We start from the raw sequence: 17,000 nt of genomic DNA, 5'->3' as shown, positions 1-17,000 counted from the left end.
GGCCGGATCACCAAGCCGGCCCGCGGCGGGGCGGCTCGTTGTACATCGGGACGTTGTGGTTGCGCGGCAGGTAGCCCCGGACGATCACGGGCGGCGGCACGGCCGCCAGGTCGGGCCGCACGCGGATCACGCGCCGGAGGCGGGGCGGATCGAAGCCACGGTCCTCGGGCCAGGCGGAGGCCGGCGCGGGGACGAGGGCGAGCCCGGCGAGGAGGCCGAACGTGAGCGGTCGCAATCCCCTCGGGTCGAGCATCGGAAGCCTCCCGGCGCCAGGCCGCATCAGAACTTGACCGCCGCGCCGGCCCGGACTGTGTTCAGGTTGACCTTGTGCCCATCGAACTGACTGAACAGCACGTACTGATACTCGGCGCGCAGCAGGATGTTCGGCGTGATCGCATATTCGAGACCGGCGCCGACCGTCGCACCGGCGACCACCTTGGTCTTCGATTGCGTCTGGATCGACGTGAACGGTGTGCCATTGTAGGGCGCGTTCGGATTGAAGCTCGTATAACCGAAATTGGACACGTAGGTCGGTGTCCCGGAGAGGTTGGCGTTGTAGGCGGTGACGTCGAAGCCATAGTTCCGGTACATCGTCGTGTCGGCGATGCGTGCCCGGCCGATCGCCAGACCGCCGGTCACGAAGGGCAGGAAGTTGCCGAGAGCGTAGCCGGCCCGGGCCCGCAGCGTGCCGTAATCGTTGACGCGCGTGGCCGTGTATCCGGCCATATCGACTGTTTCGAGAATGTTCGAGGCGGTCTTGCTGCGCCCGAGTCCGTCGCTCGACACGCCCATCTTGCCGAAATTCGTGTAGTCGGCCTCGAAGCCGAAGACGAAGTCGTCGAACTGCACATTGTAGCCGACGAAGGCGCCAAAGCTCGTGTCGCCGACCCGCTTCGACGGAGGATTGAGAAGGGTCGACGCACGAAACGTCGATTCGCCGGTCGTATCGTGAGAGTCCCGATAGATCAGGGGTTGCAGCGCGCCCTTTGTACCCAGCGCCGCGGACGTGTACCCGCCATGGCCGCCGACATACACGCCGCTCCAGTCGACCACCGGGGCCGGGACCGGGTCGTAATCGGCGCCGCGCAGGTAATCGTAGTCCAGGTCGGCGGCCTGGGCGGTGCTGGCGCCGCAGAGGCCGAGGATCGCCAGCAGCGGCAGGGTGACGGTACGCATCGGGATCGTCCTGGAACTGCGAGACGGACGGCGGCTCGGGCCTCGATGCAGTGATAGTTGGGTAACCTTAAGCGTCCGTTATTTCGGGGTTCTTCGGAGATCCCGATTCGATCATCGCGACTAGGCCAGAACTATCCGACGGACCAATGTTGATCTGCGCCTCGCGATCGATGTCTGCCCCGGCGACAGGACGAAAAAAAAAACGGCGCGGAGAGCATCCGCGCCGTCGACCATGAGAGATTTGGAGAGACAATTAGTACTTGCGGACCAGCGGGCCGGGGATCGGCTCCGGCATCAGCGGCGGCAGCGGCGCCGCGACCAGGCCGCCGAGGTAGTAGCGCAGGCCGATCTTCACGTCGTGGGCCTCGATGTCCTTCACCTTGATCGGGCGCAGGGCCTCGGTGCAGCACGGGACGAAGCCGGCGCCGGTCTCGGCCTTGCCGAGGTTGAGGTAGCGGTAGGCCACCTCGATCTTCAGGGCGTCGCTCACGTCGTAGGCGAGACCGGCATGCAACGCCCAGGCGAAGCTGCCGCTGGTCTTGCTCTTGTAGAATTTGCTGCCGCTGTTGGTGTTGTACACCGGGTTGCCGTTGTTGTCGTAGACCGGCGCGTAATTGTAGTAGGGCTGGCCGCACTTGCAGTCGTAGATCGGGTTGCCGTAATCGTAGGCGTAGGTCGGGCTGGTGAACTGCTGGTTGGTCGAGTAGCCCGAAATGTGGTTGAAGGCGTAGCCGACGCCCCCACCGATGAACGGCGTGATGCCGTACCAGGTGCCGAGGTCGAAATACGCGTTGGCCAGCACCACCGCGGAATCGAAGTTGCTGGTCGACTTGTTGACCCCGTAGGAGCCGAGGCCGTTGTCGAACTCGGGGCCCTTGTAATACTCGCTGCCACGCAGGCCGGTGGAGTAGCGGTACTCACCGGTCACGTCGCCGCGCAGGAATGGGGTGAACTGGTAGCCGACGCCGACACCCGCGAAACCACCGCCGCCGATCTCGTTGCCGAACGACCGGTTGGCATCCGCGTAGCCGGTGTAATCGTAGGCCTCGGTGTATCTCGGGCGGGTATACACGCTCGCGCCGACATCGCCGCGCAGGTACCAGCCGCCGCCGACCTCGATCGGGGGTGGAGGGGGCGGGGGCGGAGGCGGGGGCAGCAGGTCCGCAGCAGCGGCTAGGCAGGGCGCGCCGACGCTCGCCGCGAGCGTCAGGCTGCGCACCAAAGCGTTCAGCTTGGAGCGGGCCATAAGGATTCCTTCACTGGACTCGTGTGCCGGAAGCTTGACATGCCGGCTCTGATGACGAGGCGAAGGATGGATCGAACGTCTTAAATCCGGCTTAACGTTAAATGTTAGCCTTGCCGGGCTCTTGCAGCCTGGAAAAGCCGCAGCTCAGTAAAGGATTCGCCAGTCTTGGTCCCAGCACCCGGCACGATCGCGACACCCTTCGCCCGCGGGCCGGGCTGAGCCGGTGCTGCCCGAGGACGTGCGCGCCCTGGCGCTGATGCTGCCCGAGACGGTGACGGGCGCCCATCGCGGCAACCCGGATTTCCGCGTCGGTGGCCGGGTGTTCGCGACCCTGTGGGTCGAGGAGGACCGGGTCGTGCTGCGCTTGGCGCCCGCCGACCAAGCGGACCTGTGCGAGGCCGAGCCGGACCTGTTCACGCCGCTCGATGGCGCCTGGGGCCGGCGCGGCTGGACAAATCTCGACCTCGACCCGTGCGAGGAAGAAATTCTGCGCGCCGCCCTGTTGGCGGCCTGGCGGTTCACCGCGCCGGCGATCCTGCGCGCCGCCTACGCGTGAGCGTTGAGCCCTCAGGGGCTCCGCCCCTGAACCCCGCCGGGGCCGCGGGCCCTTCGGGATCCCGGGCCTCAGGCCGCGACCTTCGTCACCGCCTCGACCACCTCGTCGACCACCGCGTTGACGAGGCCGCGGTCGTCACCCTCGGCCATCACGCGGATCACCGGCTCGGTGCCGGAGGGGCGGATCACCAGGCGGCCGCCATTGCCCAGGCGGGCGCGGGCCTGGGCGATCGCGCTGACCACGCTGTCCTGGCTGAGCGGCTCACCGGCGCGGTAGCGGACGTTCTTGAGGATCTGCGGCAGCGGGTCGAAGCAGTGGCAGACCTCGCTCACCGGCCGGCCCTGGCGCTGCACCACGCTGAGCAGCTGCAGGGCCGCCACCAAGCCATCGCCCGTCGTGGTGTAGTCCGACATGATGATGTGGCCGGATTGTTCGCCGCCGAGATTGTAGCCATGCTCGCGCATGTGCTCGAGCACGTAGCGGTCGCCCACCGCGGTCCGGGCCAGGGTTAGGCCAAGGCCGCCGAGGAAGCGCTCCAGGCCGAGATTGGACATGATCGTCGCCACCAGCCCCGGCTGGGTCAGCCGCTCGTCCTCCTGCCAGGAGCGCGCGACCACGGCCATCAGCTGGTCGCCGTCGACTACGTGGCCCTTCTCGTCGACGATCAGCACCCGGTCGGCGTCGCCGTCCAGCGCGATGCCGATATCGGCCCGGCGCTCGCGCACCTTGGCGACCAGCGCCGCCGGGGCGGTGGAGCCGACATCCCGGTTGATGTTGAACCCGTCCGGCTCGGTGCCGATGGCGATCACCTCGGCACCGAGCTCCCACAGGGTCTCGGGGGCGACCCGGTAGGCGGCGCCGTTGGCGCAATCGACCACCACCCGCAGGCCGTCGAGCGTCACGTGCCGGGGCAGGGTGCGCTTGGCGAACTCGATGTAGCGGGCATGCACGCTCTCGATGCGCTTGGCCCGACCGAGATCGGCGGAGCCCGCCAGCTTCGTGTGGAGCTCGGCGTCGATCAGCTCCTCGATCTCATGCTCGATCGTGTCGTTGAGCTTGAACCCGTCGGGACCGAACAGCTTGATGCCGTTATCCTCGAAGGCGTTGTGCGAGGCCGAGATCATCACCCCGATATCGGCCCGCATGGAGCGGGTCAGCATCGCCACCGCGGGAGTCGGCACCGGGCCGAGTTGCAGCACGTCCATGCCCACCGAGGTAAAACCGGCGATCAGCGCGGTCTCGATCATGTAGCCCGACAGGCGGGTATCCTTGCCGATCACCACCCGGTGGCGGTGGTCGCCGCGCTGGAACACCAGGCCCGCCGCCTGCCCGACCTTGAGGGCGAGTTCCGGGGTGATCACCCCGTTGGCCCGGCCCCGGATGCCGTCGGTTCCGAAATACTTGCGCGCCATCAGGATCTCCGGTGCCCGGCCTCTCGTCCGGCCAACGCGGCGACAGAGTAGCCCGACAGAACTTAGCAGATTGGATTGTCCCGGGTGCTCCCCGACAAAGACGGTCGAAATGCGGCGTGACTCCGGGCGAGGCGCTACAGCACCCGTGGGAGCGCCGCCGCCAGCAGCGTGATCCCGGAGATCGTGAGGAGGCCGAGCACCACCCGGCGGAAGGCCGTCTCGCTCAGGCCGACATAGACCCGGGTGCCCAGCAGGACCGGGATCAGCATGGCGGGCAGCACCACGGCCAGCATCGGCAGCGCCGTGCGGGTGACGAGGCCCGAGCCGAGATAGACGAGCATCGTGACGGCCAGCATCGTCAGGTTGAAGTTCTGGATGATCGTGCGCTGCACGTCGCGCTCGTAGCCGCGCAGCACGCACCACAGGGTCGGCAGCGTGCCGGTGAAGCCGCCGAGCCCGCCGAGCATGCCGCCGCTCATGCCGACGACGGCGTCCGCGAGCCGCCCGCCCGTGGTGATCCGCGGCAAGTCCTTGGCGAGCAGCATGGCCGGGCACCAGACCACCAGCAGGGTGCCGAGCACCACCTTGAACCAGTCGGCATTGAGGTGCGGCAGCAGGAACACGCCCAGCGGAATGCCGGCGAGCCCGCCCAGCACGAACGGGGCGAGGCGGGCCCGGTCGAAGCCCCGCCGGACCGTGACGGCGGCCACGACTTGGCCGGTGAGGGACCCGGCCACCGCCAGGACGGCGGCGAGTTGCGGATCGATCACCCAGGCCCAGAACGACAGGGCCACCAGCCCGAAGGCGAAGCCCGACAGCCCCTGCACGAAGCCGGCGACCGCGGCCCCGAGGGCGACGACGAGATAAACGGACAACGCCATCGGGTGTGCGGCTCGGACAGGTTCCCGCCCCGGTCTTTCCGATTCGCCGGCCGGAGCCGAGCCTCCGGCCAAGCTTCCGGGCAACGTTCACGGACAGGCGGGGCGGATTGTCATGCGGGGAGGCGCAGGGCGGTCAGTCCAGATCTGCCACGCGCCTTCCCTCCACGGCAATCCATGGTGGTCACACAACGGTCGGCGGGGATCGCGACGTGCCCCCTTTCCCGTGCGGGAGAGGGTTGGGGTGAGGGATACGCCCTATCCGGACGAACCTGTTCCCTCGCCCTGTCCCTCTCCCGCACGGGAGAGGGGACCCGCGCCATATCCGGCGCTGTGAAATCGGATCATCCCGAAACGGGCCCGGCGCGGAAGACCCAACGAAAAAGGGCGCCTCGCGGCGCCCTTCTCATCCATCCGTCCAAATTCAGGCTTGCGGCTGAGGCTCCAGGCCGCCGTCGCTCTCCTTCGGCCGGCCGCGGCCGGCGGAGGGGACCGAGGAGCCTCGGGCCGGGGTCGGCGGCACGTCGCCGCCGTCGCGGATCGGGGGCTGGCCGCGCAGGAGGTTGCGGATCTCGTCGCCCGAGAGCGTCTCGTATTCGAGCAGCCCCTGGGCCAGGGCCTCCAGGTCGTCCTTGTGCTCGGCCAGGATGCGGCGGGCCTCCTCCAGGCCGGTCTCGACCAGGCGGCGAACCTCGGCGTCGATCTTCTGGGCGGTCGACTCGGAGACCGATTGCTGCCGGCCCATCGACATGCCGAGGAAGACCTCGTCGTTGTTCTCGCCGTAGGCCACGGTGCCGAGCTCGGGCGAGAAGCCCCAGCGGGTCACCATCATCTTGGCAAGCCGCGTCGCCTGCTCGATGTCCGATTGGGCGCCCGATGTCACCTTGTCCCGGCCGAAGGTCATCTCCTCGGCGATGCGGCCGCCCATCATGATCGCCAGCCGCGAGGTCATCTGCTCGAAGCTCATGGAGAGCTTGTCGCGCTCGGGCAGCTGCATGACCATGCCCAACGCCCGACCGCGCGGGATGATGGTCGCCTTGTGAACCGGGTCGGTGGCCGGGACGTTCAGCGCCACGATGGCGTGGCCGCCCTCGTGATAGGCAGTCAGCCGCTTCTCGTCCTCGGTCATGACCAGGGTGCGCCGCTCGGCGCCCATCATGACCTTGTCCTTGGCGTCCTCGAACTCATGCATCGTGACGATGCGCTTGCCGCGACGGGCCGCCAGCAGGGCCGACTCGTTGACGAGGTTCATCAGGTCGGCGCCCGAGAAGCCCGGAGTGCCGCGCGCGATGGTCTTGAGGTCGACGTCGGGGGCCAGCGGCACCTTGCGGACGTGGACCCGCAGGATGCGCTCGCGGCCGGTGACATCCGGGTTCGGCACCATGATCTGGCGGTCGAACCGGCCCGGACGCAGCAGCGCCGGGTCGAGCACGTCGGGGCGGTTCGTCGCCGCGATGATGATGACGCCCTCGTTGGCCTCGAACCCGTCCATCTCCACGAGGAGCTGGTTCAGGGTCTGCTCGCGCTCGTCATTGCCGCCGCCCAGGCCGGCGCCGCGATGACGGCCGACCGCGTCGATCTCGTCGATGAAGATGATGCAGGGCGCGTTCTTCTTGGCCTGCTCAAACATGTCGCGCACGCGGCTGGCGCCGACGCCCACGAACATCTCGACGAAGTCGGAGCCCGAGATGGTGAAGAACGGCACGTTGGCCTCGCCCGCGACCGCCCGGGCGATCAGGGTCTTACCGGTGCCGGGCGGGCCGACGAGCAGCACGCCACGCGGAATCCGGCCGCCGAGCCGCTGAAACTTCTGCGGGTCGCGCAGGAATTCCACGATCTCCTGAAGGTCTTCCTTGGCCTCCTCGACGCCTGCCACGTCGTCGAAGGAGACGCGGCCGTGGGCCTCGTTCAGGAGCTTCGCCTTCGACTTGCCGAAGCCCATGGCGCGGCCGGCGCCGGACTGCATCTGGCGCGACAGAAAGATCCAGGCGCCGATGAAGACGAGGATCGGCAGCCAGCTCACGAGCAGCTGGATGAACCAGGGGGTATTGTCCGACGGCGGGCGGGCCGTGATCGTCACGCCCTTGCCCTGGAGCTTGGAGACCAGGCTCGGGTCGTTGGGCGCGTAGCTGGTGAAGTTGCCGCCCCCGACATAGGTGCCGGACACGTCCTGCCCGGAGATCACCACCGACTGGATCTTGCCGGCATCGGCGTCGTTGAGGAGCTGGCTGTAGGCAATCTCACTGCCGCCGCCCCGGTGACCCGGGTTCTGGAACAGGGTCACGAGGGCCAGCACCAGCAGGAAGATGACGACCCACAAGGCAAAGTTGCGAAAATTCGGGTTCATCGATCGATCCTTGGTGCGTGCGGCCCCCTAGACGGACACATCGCGCGGCTTTGCCGGTCCATCCGTGCACACCTCGCCAATGTAGGCGGGGGGGCCTTCGTTGCCAAGTAAGCCGGCCCCCCCTGCGGCGAGGGGAACATCTGTTCTTCAATCCGCCGCCTTGAAACGCCGGGGCGGCGCAAGGGTGAGGGTCAGGGTGCCAGCGGCATCGGCGGCGACCAGGATTCCCGCCAGGGTCCGCCGGATCGGCTCCCGGCGGCGCAGGGCGGGAAGCAGCGCGTCGAGCACAAGAGATTCCAGGCGCTCCAGGCGGCGCGGTCCGGCGCCGGCCCGGGTCAGGGCGGTGTCGAGGCAGCGCAGGGCAAGGGCTTCCGGCAGGGCCGCCAACGCGGCGCCGTCGAGGTGCAACGCCGCAGCGTCGGTATTCTTTGCCGGCAGAAGGGCCGCCGCAAGGGCCTGCTCGGCCGCGGCCCGGAGGGCGTCGTCGTCCCGGGCGGCCCGTTCGGCGAGGCGCGCGAGCCGCGCTGGGCTCAGGCCCTCGCGCTCCAGGGTCGCCCAGGTGGCGCGCAGGCGGCCCCGGGCGAAGCGCGAATCGGCATTGGCCGGGTCGCGGACATGCGGGATGCCCCGGGCCGCGCACCAGGCCACCAGCGTCGCCTTGGGCAGGGCCAGGAAGGGCCGCCCGAGGGTGAGGCCGGGGGCGAGGGGACGCTCGGTCCGCATGCCGGCAAGCCCCGCCGGTCCGCTGCCGGCGGCGAGCCGCATCAGCACGGTCTCGGCCTGGTCGTCCCGGGTATGGCCGGTGAGCACGAGGCCGGCGCCGATCGCCGCCGCGTGCGCGGCCAGCAACCGGTAGCGGGCGGCCCGGGCCGCATCCTGCAGGCCGGTTCCGGGCTTCGGCCCCGTCCAGGTCAGGACCGCATGCGGCAGGCCGAGCGCCCGGGCCGCCCGCCCGACCCCCTCGGCCTCCGGTCCGGAATCCGGGCGCAACCCGTGATCGACGGTGGCGACCTGCACGGAGGCGCCGAGCGCCGCGGCGGCGTGCATCAGCGCGCTCGAATCGGGCCCGCCCGAGACGGCGAGCAGCACGCCCCGGTCGGACCGGCCGAGCCAGGGCCCGAGGGCGCGGAGGACCGGATCGTCCGATGGGCCAGTCATGGATTCAAAAGGTCCGGGACCTTTTGCGGGTTCAGGGCAGAGCCCTGCTGCCGGGCATGCCCTTCGGGAGGCCGGTCAGGCCGAGCAGTGGGCGCGCTTCTGCTCCCGGACGACGCCCTGGCGGACGGTGCTGCCGGCATTGGGGAACTTCCGGTCGAGCTCGGCCAGGGTCGCGCAGGCCTGCTCGCGGGCCCCGAGGGCGTTGAGCGTGACGCCGAGCTTCAGCATCGCGTCCGGCGCCTGGGACGAGCGGGCATAGTCGGTGGAGACCTTCAGGAACTGCTCGGCCGCCTCGCGGTTGCGGCCGCGGGCCAGGTAGCTCTCGCCCAGCCAGTAGGTCGCGCCGGCGACCCGGTTGTCGCGGGGATGCGACTGGATGAACTGGCGCAGGCCCATCTCGGCCTGCTCGTACTGCTTGGAGCGAACCAGCTCGACCGCGGCCTCGTAATCGGCGGCCGGGTCGCCGGTTCGGGTGGCGGCCACGCTCTCGGCCGGGCGGGTCGCCGGGACCGGGATTGCGCCGGTGCGGGCGGGCGGCCGCAGGTCCACGGGCTCGTCGTAGCCGGGGGCGGCGCCCTCGGCGTCGGGATCCTCGTCCTCGATCGCGGCTCGGGGCAGGGCCTGCGGCCGGGCCGGCGCCGCCTCGGCGGCCTCCCGGGCCGGCAAGGGCGGGGAGGGCGGGGTGCTGCCGAGCGGCATCGGCGCCCCGGGGGCGCCGGGGGCGTGGGACGGGTCGAACGCGTCGCCGCGCTTCCCCGGGCGCCCGGCACCCGGATTGCCGCCATTGACCGCGCCGGCCGGAGCCGGCGCCGCCGAAGGGGCCGCCGATGGGCTGGATCTGCCGCCGCCCTTGCCCTCGTTCAGGCGAAACTCGACATCCTCCTGGAACTTGCGCAGCTGCTCTTTCAGCTGACGGTTCTCATACTGGAGGGTCTCGATCTGCCCGGCCATGATCCGGGACTGGTTCTCGATGCGCCCCAGGCGCACCACCAGTTCCGAGGCGTCCTGCGCGGCGGCCGGATGGCCGAGGAGCAGGGCCCCGAGGATCGTCGTGAGCGCGAGGCGAGTGCGAAGGCGGGCGGGCATGATGGGCTGCGGTCCGATGGAAGCGCGAGGCCCTATCAGATGCGCCGTTCCGCGGCAAAACTGCGGCGCAGCCGGGTCGGCGCCGCGGCCGGCGAATTCTTTGCGGCAATGCCTGCCGGTTCTTCGAAGGAACCGGCAGGCGGACGTAGCTTAGCGGCGAATCCGTGAAGACTTACGCGCCGGCGCCGCGGTCGAGCACGATCACCGCGCGGCGGTTCTGCGACCAGCACGAGATGTCGTTGCACACCGCCACCGGCCGCTCCTTTCCGTAGGAGACCGTGCGCATCCGGTTCGCCCCGATGCCCCGCGTGGCCAGGTAGTCGTTGACCGCCTGGGCCCGGCGTGCGCCCAGGGAGAAGTTGTACTCGCGGGTGCCGCGCTCGTCGGCGTGGCCCTCGATGATGAAAGTGTAGCGCGGGTAGCGCTGCAGCCAGGCCGCCTGCTTGTCCAGGGTGGCGGTGGCGGTGGGCGTCAGGTCGGTGGAATCCGATTCGAAGAAGACCCGGTCGCCGATATTGACGACGAAGTCCTGCGCGCTGCCCGGGGTCGCGGCGCCGGCCCCGAAGGCGGAGGCGTCGGCGAGATCCTTGTCGTTGCTGCAGGCGCCGAGCCCGAGAGCGGCGCAGACAGCGAGGCCGAGGGCGAGTGCGCGGAAACGCTGGGGCATGATCGTTCAACTCCTCGAGCGGTGCCGAAGGCCGGCTGCTGGTCTTCGAGGCGGGTCCGCGTAGTCCTGAGCGCCGGTGATAGGCGCGGATGGTTAAGCGACGGTTCCGACCGGCGCCGAGGAGCGTCCTGCGAGTCCCGGCCGGTCGGCGGCGTGCGCTGCCGCACGCTGGCGGATGCTGACGCGCCCGGATTGCGGCAGGGCCGGGGCGATGGAACAAGCGGGGCCATTTCCGCTCGGCCGGTTGCCGCGGTGCAACAGGGCCCGATACCGCTTTCGCGGCCACTTTAAGAGATCCTCAACCCTATGGGTTCTTGATTCGCCCCATCGATCCCCGGACCCTCAAAGCATGCGCCCCGCCCAGTGCGTCCTCATCGTCGAGGATAGCTACCTGCTCCTCGAGATCATCGCGAGCCTGTGCGAGACGCAGGGCATTCGGGTGATCGAGGCCTCCACGGGCGAGGCGGCGCTGACGCTGCTGCGGGCGCGGGGCGCCGAGATCGACTGGTTGTTCACCGATATCCACCTGCCCGGGCTGATCGACGGCTGGACCGTGGCCCACGCCTTCCGGGCGATCCATGCCGACCGGCCGGTGGTCTACACCTCGACGGATTCGAGCGGCGGACGGGGCGTCCCGGGCAGCTTGTTCCTGCGCAAGCCGTTCCAGGTGCAGGCGGTCAACGGCCTGGTGCGGATGATGGTCGAGGGCCTGAGCGACGCGCCCCTGTGTGCGGCAGTCTGAGCAGGTCTCGCCTATCCGGCCCGGAACAGGGCGACGATCTCGGGCGCGGCGAGCCACGCATCCACCCGCTGGCAGGCGAGGTCGCCGGCCGGCATCGCGTCGTAGATCGCGAAGCTCGCCGCGATGAAGCCCGGCAGGTCGTAGAGCTTCGGAAAATCGTCGCCCCGGGGCTTCATCTTGAACAGGAACGAGCCGGTCAGCCCGAAATGCTCGGCGATCGGCGGGTAGAGCGGCCAGACCACGTCCTGGGCCAGTTCGTCGCCGAGATAATCCTCGACCTCCACGGGCTCGGGTCGAATCCCGCTCTCCAGCAGCAGCCGCCGGGCGATGTCGCCGATGACGAAGGCCTTGGGGTGGTTCATCACGTGCATGAAGGCGCCCCGCCGCGCCCAGCGGGTCACCTCCCGGTCCAGGCCGAAGCCCAGGGCGGATGCGGACGCGACCAGCTCGTGGACGGCCGGATCCCAATGGTCGAGATAGCCGAGCCGCCGGAACACGTCCTCGCGGAACAGGGCGGCGGTCCGCCCGGCATCGAGGCCGAGCCGGTGGGCGCAGAGGACGATCGCCGAGTGATACTGCCCCATCGGCGAGGGCGCGAGCTTGAGCGCGGCGAGGTCCGAGGCCTGGCCGACATAGACCATGTCGGGATGGAAGGCCGAGAACACGATCGACGGGAACAGCTTGAGCCGCGGGTCGGCCGCCCGCAGGGTCGCGATATCGCCTCCCGGGATCAGGCCGGCCGGGAAGGCCTGCGAGAAGACGTGGTCGTGGGAGCGCAAGGTCCGGATCAGGCCGTCGACATGGCCGTGGTCGCGCTTGAGCGAGCCCATGGGCAGGTAGCGCACGGGGCTCTTCGGCGCGAGCAGGCGCATCGCCTGGGCGATCCCCCGGGCCTGGCAATTGCCCAGCACCGCGATGGCCGGTCCGTCGCGCGTCGTGGCGGCGCGCGCGCGGTTTCGCCATGGTGTCGCCCAGGTAGGCGCCCAACTGGGGGTCGACAGGGAAAACGCGCTGCGGGCGCGCCGGGGCAGATCGTTCAGGGCCACGTCGCGTGCCGGTGTCAGCGGACGGCTCAGCATCCCCGAGGGCGCTCGCCGTCGTGAAGAAGAGGGTTCGAAGATGGCGTTGAATCCGTACACGGGTCTACCGGCCGAGCGATTCTGGCGCAAGGTCGTGACCAACGTGCCGCCCTTCGCGGTCAATCCGCATCCGAAGGCCACGTTCGCGATCGGGCCGACCGACAAGGTCGCCACCGGCGGCTCCTGCTTCGCGCAGCGGGTGGCCGAGGCGGTGCGCGGCGCCGGCTTCAACTACTACCTGACCGAGCCGCCGCCTCCCGGCATGAGCGCCGAGGAGGCCAATGCCCGCCAGTTCGGCACCTTCTCGGCCCGGTACGGCAATCTCTACTACACGCGCCAGTTCGTGCAGCTGTTCGACCGGGCCTACGGACGGTTCGAGCCGGAGCTGAAGGCGTGGCTGCGCGACGACGGCCGCTACGTCGACCCGTTCCGCCCCACCGTCGAGCCGGCGGGCTTTGCCAGCGAGGCCGAGGTGGTCGCAGCCCGCGACGCGCATCTGGCCGAGGTGCGCCGGCTGTTCGAGACCCTCGACGTGTTCGTGCTGACGCTCGGCCTCACCGAGGGCTGGCGCTGGCGGGCCGACGGCGCGGCGCTGCCCCTCGCCCCCGGGGTCGCGGGCGGCACCTTCGATCCGGAGCTCTACGAGTGCGTCAATGCCGGCGCGGCCGAGGTCCTGGGCGACCTCAACGGTTTCCTGGACCGGCTCTGGAGCGTGAACCCGAAGGCGCGGGTGATCTTCACGGTTTCGCCGGTGCCGATGATCGCCACCTACATGGACCGGCACGTGATGGAGTCGAACAGCTACTCCAAGTCGGTGCTGCGTGTGGCTGCCGGCGAGGTGGTCGGCCGGGGCGATCCGCGGGCGGTGTACTTCCCGGCCTACGACATCGTCACGAGCAACGTGAATGCCGGGCGCTACTACAACGAGGACCAGCGGACCATTAACGACGCGGGCGTGCGCCACGTCATGCGGCTGTTCCTCTCGACCTTCGCGCGCGACCGCGCCGCCGCTGCCCCGACCCACGCCCCCGTGGACCTCGCGGCCGAGTTCGAGGGCAATGCCGGCGTGATCTGCGACGAGGAGGAGATCGAGCGCAGCGTGGCGTGAAGTCGGCGCGGCGCGAGCCCGGGGAGTTCCGCGCCGGTCATTCTGCTGACGGCGTCCTGCTTTCGGTCTGAGCCGATCGCTGCAGCTTGAGCACGAGGGAGCCGGGGATCATCGGCTCGCCTCGGGTCCGAGCGGCGAGCCCGCCGGCTGTAGCCAACGATTCGCAAACGTAGATCCGATCCCATCTACGACGGGTCCTTCAAACGGAGACACCAGCGATAGGGAAGCTGTCCTTTGTGATGATGCTCATAATTATGTACATTACGATATCGGTGAGAATGAGCTGACCGAGTGGGATGATGAGAAGAATGCGCTCACGATCTCCCGCCGTAAGATCGACTTCGCCGATCTGGCAGCGGCCTTCGATGGGCGATTTGCCCTGGTCAAAGAGGATCAGCGGCAGGATTACGGCGAACAGCGCTTCAATATGATCGTTGAGGTGCACGGAATCATCTTCAACATCACCTTCACGCCGCGCGGGGGCAAACAGCGGATCGCGTCCGCCCGCCTCGCCAACCGGAAAGAAAGGAGGGCCTACCATGCCAGGGAAAGCAGCTAAGCCCCCACAGGGCCAGACCGATTGGGCGGCCCTGCGTGCCCTGTCCGAGGATGAGATCGAGCGGATGGCCGCTGAGGACATAGACAACCCGGCGACTGTCAGTGACGACGCGTGGGCGCAGGCGACCGTCTACGTCCCCATAGGCAAGACCGCGGTCCACGCGACGTTCGACCGGGATGTAGTGGCGTTCTTCAAGCAGGGCGGCAGGGGTTATCAGACCCGCATGAACGCCGTGCTGCGGCGCTACATGGAAACCCAGCAGGCCAAGAAGGCCGGACGATAAAGCCAACGCGAAACAGGCTTGAGCCTTCCGCGGGCCTCCGCGGCCCGGGTTCCAATCCGGGTTTGCCTCCGGCCAACCCTTTCGGGCAAGCTGGACCTTGCCCGGGCGCCCATGCCCTCCGGAGACGAATCCCTTGAGCCTGCCCCCGCCCCGCCAGCCCGACCACGCCATCGATCCGATCTTCGTGGCGCGGCACTCGCCCCGGGCCTTCACGGGCGAGGCGCTGCCCGAATCCGAGCTGCTCCGGATGATCGAGGCAGCGCGCTGGTCGCCCTCGGCGTACAATTCGCAGCCCTGGCGCTTCCTCTACGCCCTGCGGGGCGACGCGAACTGGGACACGTTCTTCGGCCTGCTGGTGCCCGGCAACCAGAAATGGGTCTCGGGCACCGGCGCGATCCTGTTCCTGGTCTCGAACGGCCTCATGAAGGTCGGCGACGAGCTGAAGCCGTCCTACAGCCACTCCTTCGACACCGGCACCGCCTCGCTGGCCTTCCAGCTCCAGGCGATCCACCAGGGCTGGCACGCCCATGGCATGACCGGGTTCGACCATGTCCGCGCGCCCGAGGTGCTGCGCCTGCCGGAGAACCACCGGGTCGAGGCCGCCTTCGCGGTGGGCCGCAAGGTCCCGGATGCCGAGCTCACCGAGGAGCAGCGGCCTCGCGAGGCCCCGAACGGCCGCCGGCCGATCACCGATTTCGTCATCGCCGGCCCGTTCCCGCAATCCGACCGCTGACGCGGTCCGGAACCGGGGGTGCGACCGGGACTTGGTCGATATTGCCATCGCGCGGCGGGGCTGACGCATCCCCCGCCCCGCGCCGATCGGAGTTCGCCCATGGACCCGAAACCCTCGGCCCCGCCCGGCGGCACGGCCGCCCCCGCGCCGTTCCTGGACGAGGGCGGGTTTGACCACGCCTCGGGCCTGCGCAGCATCGCCGAGCGCCACGGGGTCAGCCTCGATGCGGTCCGCCATCTCGTCCAGGCCCTGGAGCGCGGGCACGGCACGATGGCGCAGTTCAACCATCCCGATCTCGGCGGGATGGGGCAGTGGTTCTCCGGTGGCATGGTGATGGTGGGCCGGATGTTCGACGACGGCCTGAAGGCGCGGGTCGACGCCCTCTGCACCGAACTCGCCGCGGCCCTGCCGGCGGGCGGGTTCTCGGACGCCGCGCCCGAATCGCGGCGCGGGGGCGGCGATTGGTGGCCGGCCGGCCTCGGGCACCCCGCGAGCACCGGCGCGCAGGATGGAATGCGCTACGCCTATTTTCCCGAGACGCGGCGGCTCGCGATCGATTCGGGGGCCGGCATCGCCCTCTACGATACCGGCGAGCACCACATCTCGGGGGTCTCGCAGGCGAACGGCAGCCTCGACCTCACGGGCCCGCGGGGCGTCGTCGCCCTCGACCGCCTGCGCCGCATCGAGGCGGAGACGGCCGCCCCAAGGCAGGTCGACCCGGCAGCACCGCCGGCCGCACCGCCTCAGCCGGCCGCGCCGGAGGCATCATCCTCGGGTGACGTGCTAGCGACGATCGAGCGGCTGGCGGAGCTGCACGCCCGCGGCATCCTCACCGAGCGGGAGTTTTCGGACAAGAAGGCCGAGCTGCTGGCACGGCTGTAGAGGCGTCTCGGCACGCAGCCGGCCGGATACCGACCGCTCAGGCGATGCCGGCGCGCAGCAGATCGTGAACGTGGACGATGCCCACCGGCCGGCCATCCGTAACCGCGAAGACTGCGGTGATCAGCCGGCGGTTCATCAGTTCGAGGGCGGCCTGGGCGAGCTTGTGCGGCTCCACGGTGATCGGGTCGCGGGTCATGATCGCCGAGACCGGGGTATCGAGGATCTCGGGGCCCATGTGGCGGCGCAGGTCGCCGTCCGTGACGATGCCGACGAGGCGGCCGGCGCCGTCGGTGACGCCGACGCAGCCGTAGCGGCGCGCCGCGATCTCGATCAGCACCTCGGACATCAGCGCGGTCTCGTGGACCAGCGGCATGTCCTGCGGCCCGTGCATCACCTGCTGCACGGTCTTGAGCCGGGCCGCGAGCGTCCCGCCCGGATGGAGCGTGTGGAAGCGCGCCGAGGTGAAGCCGCGCCGCTCCAGCAGCGCCACCGCCAGGGCGTCGCCCAGCGCCAGCTGGATGAGGCTGGAGGAGGTCGGCGCCAGGTCGTGCGGGCAGGCCTCGCGGACCCGGGGCAGTTCCAGCAGCACGTCGGCGGCCTTGCCCAGCGTGCTGGCGCCGTTGCGGGTGATGGCGACCAGGGGAATCGAGAAGCGGCGGCTGAAGCCGACGAGGTCGGACAGCTCCGCGGTCTCCCCGGACCAGGACAGGGCGACGATCACGTCGTCGCGGGCGATCATGCCGAGATCGCCGTGGCTCGCCTCGGTGGGGTGGACGAAGAACGCATGGGTGCCCGTGGAGGCGAGCGTCGCGGCGATCTTGCGGCCGATATGCCCGCTCTTGCCGATGCCGCTGACGATCACCCGGCCCTTGCTCTGCAGGATGGTCTGGACCGCCTCCTCGAAGGCCACGCCGAGCCGGCCCTGGAACGCCGCGCTGGTCTCCTGCAGGGCGGCGATGCCCAGCTGCAGGCTGCGGATCCCGACATCGCGGGTGCTGGCGAGGTTCGTGGACGCCGAATCGTAGAGATCGTCGCGCAGGGCGCTGGAGGCGGGAGCGTTCATCGGTTCCGTTCTGGACCCGTCGGGC

18 protein-coding genes are annotated in these 17,000 nt (G+C 69.6%); 7 read left to right on the top strand and 11 right to left on the bottom strand.

The window, feature by feature from the left end; translation table 11 throughout:
- Positions 1-7: 7 nt before the first annotated feature.
- The 3 genes from AKJ13_RS18025 to AKJ13_RS18015 all read right to left on the bottom strand — a co-directional run bounded on the left by AKJ13_RS18025 (position 8) and on the right by AKJ13_RS18015 (position 2,422).
- A complete protein-coding gene (locus tag AKJ13_RS18025; RefSeq protein WP_050734595.1) occupies positions 8-253 on the bottom strand; it encodes a hypothetical protein in 246 nt (81 codons plus the stop codon).
- A gap of 26 nt (positions 254-279) precedes the next feature.
- The gene (locus tag AKJ13_RS18020) at positions 280-1,176 is read right to left on the bottom strand and encodes an outer membrane beta-barrel protein (protein WP_050734594.1); all 897 of its coding nucleotides are present in this window, start codon (positions 1,174-1,176) and stop codon (positions 280-282) included.
- Between the two features lie 253 nt (positions 1,177-1,429).
- Positions 1,430-2,422, bottom strand: coding sequence for an outer membrane beta-barrel protein (locus tag AKJ13_RS18015; RefSeq protein ID WP_050734593.1), 993 nt, complete (start codon positions 2,420-2,422; stop codon positions 1,430-1,432).
- Positions 2,423-2,645: 223 nt separating this feature from the next.
- Here AKJ13_RS18015 and AKJ13_RS18010 point away from each other — a divergent pair, with 223 nt between their 5' ends.
- A complete protein-coding gene (locus AKJ13_RS18010) occupies positions 2,646-2,978 on the top strand; it encodes an MmcQ/YjbR family DNA-binding protein (protein WP_082317010.1) in 333 nt (110 codons plus the stop codon).
- A gap of 68 nt (positions 2,979-3,046) precedes the next feature.
- Here AKJ13_RS18010 and glmM read toward each other — a convergent pair whose 3' ends face one another.
- From glmM to pal, 6 genes are all read right to left on the bottom strand, one after another.
- On the bottom strand, positions 3,047-4,390 hold the full coding sequence (gene glmM / locus AKJ13_RS18005) for a phosphoglucosamine mutase (RefSeq protein WP_050734592.1): 1,344 nt from the start codon (positions 4,388-4,390) through the stop codon (positions 3,047-3,049).
- A 134-nt stretch (positions 4,391-4,524) separates the two neighbouring features.
- The gene (locus AKJ13_RS18000; protein WP_050734591.1) at positions 4,525-5,271 is read right to left on the bottom strand and encodes a sulfite exporter TauE/SafE family protein; all 747 of its coding nucleotides are present in this window, start codon (positions 5,269-5,271) and stop codon (positions 4,525-4,527) included.
- 421 nt (positions 5,272-5,692) lie between these two features.
- Entirely contained in the window at positions 5,693-7,615 is a 1,923-nt protein-coding gene (gene ftsH, locus AKJ13_RS17995) for an ATP-dependent zinc metalloprotease FtsH (RefSeq protein WP_007565388.1), read from the bottom strand.
- A gap of 147 nt (positions 7,616-7,762) precedes the next feature.
- Positions 7,763-8,773, bottom strand: coding sequence for a tRNA lysidine(34) synthetase TilS (gene tilS, locus AKJ13_RS17990; protein ID WP_050734590.1), 1,011 nt, complete (start codon positions 8,771-8,773; stop codon positions 7,763-7,765).
- A 75-nt stretch (positions 8,774-8,848) separates the two neighbouring features.
- A complete protein-coding gene (gene ybgF, locus AKJ13_RS17985) occupies positions 8,849-9,859 on the bottom strand; it encodes a tol-pal system protein YbgF (protein ID WP_050734589.1) in 1,011 nt (336 codons plus the stop codon).
- 172 nt (positions 9,860-10,031) lie between these two features.
- Complete coding sequence (pal, locus tag AKJ13_RS17980; RefSeq protein ID WP_007565379.1) at positions 10,032-10,526, bottom strand: peptidoglycan-associated lipoprotein Pal; 495 nt, start codon at positions 10,524-10,526, stop codon at positions 10,032-10,034.
- A 349-nt stretch (positions 10,527-10,875) separates the two neighbouring features.
- Here pal and AKJ13_RS17975 point away from each other — a divergent pair, with 349 nt between their 5' ends.
- The gene (locus AKJ13_RS17975) at positions 10,876-11,268 is read left to right on the top strand and encodes a response regulator (RefSeq protein ID WP_050734588.1); all 393 of its coding nucleotides are present in this window, start codon (positions 10,876-10,878) and stop codon (positions 11,266-11,268) included.
- An 11-nt stretch (positions 11,269-11,279) separates the two neighbouring features.
- On the opposite strand, the gene AKJ13_RS17970 is transcribed toward AKJ13_RS17975, so the two are convergent.
- The gene (locus tag AKJ13_RS17970; RefSeq protein ID WP_050734587.1) at positions 11,280-12,347 is read right to left on the bottom strand and encodes a WcbI family polysaccharide biosynthesis putative acetyltransferase; all 1,068 of its coding nucleotides are present in this window, start codon (positions 12,345-12,347) and stop codon (positions 11,280-11,282) included.
- Positions 12,348-12,387: 40 nt separating this feature from the next.
- Between AKJ13_RS17970 and AKJ13_RS17965 the strand changes: the two genes are divergently transcribed.
- The 5 genes from AKJ13_RS17965 (at position 12,388) to AKJ13_RS17945 (ending at position 15,912) form a co-directional block, all read left to right on the top strand.
- A complete protein-coding gene (locus tag AKJ13_RS17965; RefSeq protein WP_050734586.1) occupies positions 12,388-13,455 on the top strand; it encodes a GSCFA domain-containing protein in 1,068 nt (355 codons plus the stop codon).
- 67 nt (positions 13,456-13,522) lie between these two features.
- Positions 13,523-14,014, top strand: a complete 492-nt coding sequence (locus AKJ13_RS33270) for a BrnT family toxin (RefSeq protein WP_348270952.1) — start codon at positions 13,523-13,525, stop codon at positions 14,012-14,014.
- Positions 13,995-14,297 (top strand): BrnA antitoxin family protein, encoded by a 303-nt coding sequence (locus tag AKJ13_RS17955; protein WP_050734584.1) that lies wholly within the window; start codon positions 13,995-13,997, stop codon positions 14,295-14,297. Before AKJ13_RS33270 ends, AKJ13_RS17955 begins: the two co-directional genes overlap by 20 nt.
- Positions 14,298-14,430: 133 nt before the next feature.
- Positions 14,431-15,030 (top strand): nitroreductase family protein, encoded by a 600-nt coding sequence (locus tag AKJ13_RS17950; RefSeq protein ID WP_082317007.1) that lies wholly within the window; start codon positions 14,431-14,433, stop codon positions 15,028-15,030.
- A gap of 99 nt (positions 15,031-15,129) precedes the next feature.
- Positions 15,130-15,912, top strand: coding sequence for an SHOCT domain-containing protein (locus tag AKJ13_RS17945; protein WP_082317006.1), 783 nt, complete (start codon positions 15,130-15,132; stop codon positions 15,910-15,912).
- Between the two features lie 37 nt (positions 15,913-15,949).
- Here the strand turns inward: AKJ13_RS17945 and AKJ13_RS17940 are convergent, their stop codons facing one another.
- Positions 15,950-16,975, bottom strand: coding sequence for a KpsF/GutQ family sugar-phosphate isomerase (locus AKJ13_RS17940; protein ID WP_007565364.1), 1,026 nt, complete (start codon positions 16,973-16,975; stop codon positions 15,950-15,952).
- Between the last annotated feature and the right edge of the window lie 25 nt (positions 16,976-17,000).

The sequence above is a fragment of the Methylobacterium sp. ARG-1 genome, assembly GCF_001262595.1.
Lineage (GTDB): Bacteria > Pseudomonadota > Alphaproteobacteria > Rhizobiales > Beijerinckiaceae > Methylobacterium > Methylobacterium brachiatum.
The sequence above is the reverse complement of the archived record's forward strand: the minus strand, read 5'-3'. Positions and strand labels throughout refer to the sequence as shown.

Excerpts from the sequence above, each read along its gene's own strand:
- AKJ13_RS17975 (WP_050734588.1), top strand. The coding sequence starts at position 10,876 with ATGCGCCCCGCCCAGTGCGTCCTCATCGTCGAGGATAGCTACCTGCTC.
- glmM (WP_050734592.1), bottom strand. The coding sequence starts at position 4,390 with ATGGCGCGCAAGTATTTCGGAACCGACGGCATCCGGGGCCGGGCCAAC.
- AKJ13_RS18020 (WP_050734594.1), bottom strand. The coding sequence starts at position 1,176 with ATGCGTACCGTCACCCTGCCGCTGCTGGCGATCCTCGGCCTCTGCGGC.
- AKJ13_RS18000 (WP_050734591.1), bottom strand. The coding sequence starts at position 5,271 with ATGGCGTTGTCCGTTTATCTCGTCGTCGCCCTCGGGGCCGCGGTCGCC.
- ftsH (WP_007565388.1), bottom strand. The coding sequence starts at position 7,615 with ATGAACCCGAATTTTCGCAACTTTGCCTTGTGGGTCGTCATCTTCCTG.
- AKJ13_RS17940 (WP_007565364.1), bottom strand. The coding sequence starts at position 16,975 with ATGAACGCTCCCGCCTCCAGCGCCCTGCGCGACGATCTCTACGATTCG.
- ybgF (WP_050734589.1), bottom strand. The coding sequence starts at position 9,859 with ATGCCCGCCCGCCTTCGCACTCGCCTCGCGCTCACGACGATCCTCGGG.
- AKJ13_RS17965 (WP_050734586.1), top strand. The coding sequence starts at position 12,388 with ATGGCGTTGAATCCGTACACGGGTCTACCGGCCGAGCGATTCTGGCGC.
- tilS (WP_050734590.1), bottom strand. The coding sequence starts at position 8,773 with ATGACTGGCCCATCGGACGATCCGGTCCTCCGCGCCCTCGGGCCCTGG.
- pal (WP_007565379.1), bottom strand. The coding sequence starts at position 10,526 with ATGCCCCAGCGTTTCCGCGCACTCGCCCTCGGCCTCGCTGTCTGCGCC.
- AKJ13_RS17955 (WP_050734584.1), top strand. The coding sequence starts at position 13,995 with ATGCCAGGGAAAGCAGCTAAGCCCCCACAGGGCCAGACCGATTGGGCG.
- AKJ13_RS17970 (WP_050734587.1), bottom strand. The coding sequence starts at position 12,347 with ATGCTGAGCCGTCCGCTGACACCGGCACGCGACGTGGCCCTGAACGAT.
- AKJ13_RS18015 (WP_050734593.1), bottom strand. The coding sequence starts at position 2,422 with ATGGCCCGCTCCAAGCTGAACGCTTTGGTGCGCAGCCTGACGCTCGCG.
- AKJ13_RS18025 (WP_050734595.1), bottom strand. The coding sequence starts at position 253 with ATGCTCGACCCGAGGGGATTGCGACCGCTCACGTTCGGCCTCCTCGCC.
- AKJ13_RS17945 (WP_082317006.1), top strand. The coding sequence starts at position 15,130 with ATGGACCCGAAACCCTCGGCCCCGCCCGGCGGCACGGCCGCCCCCGCG.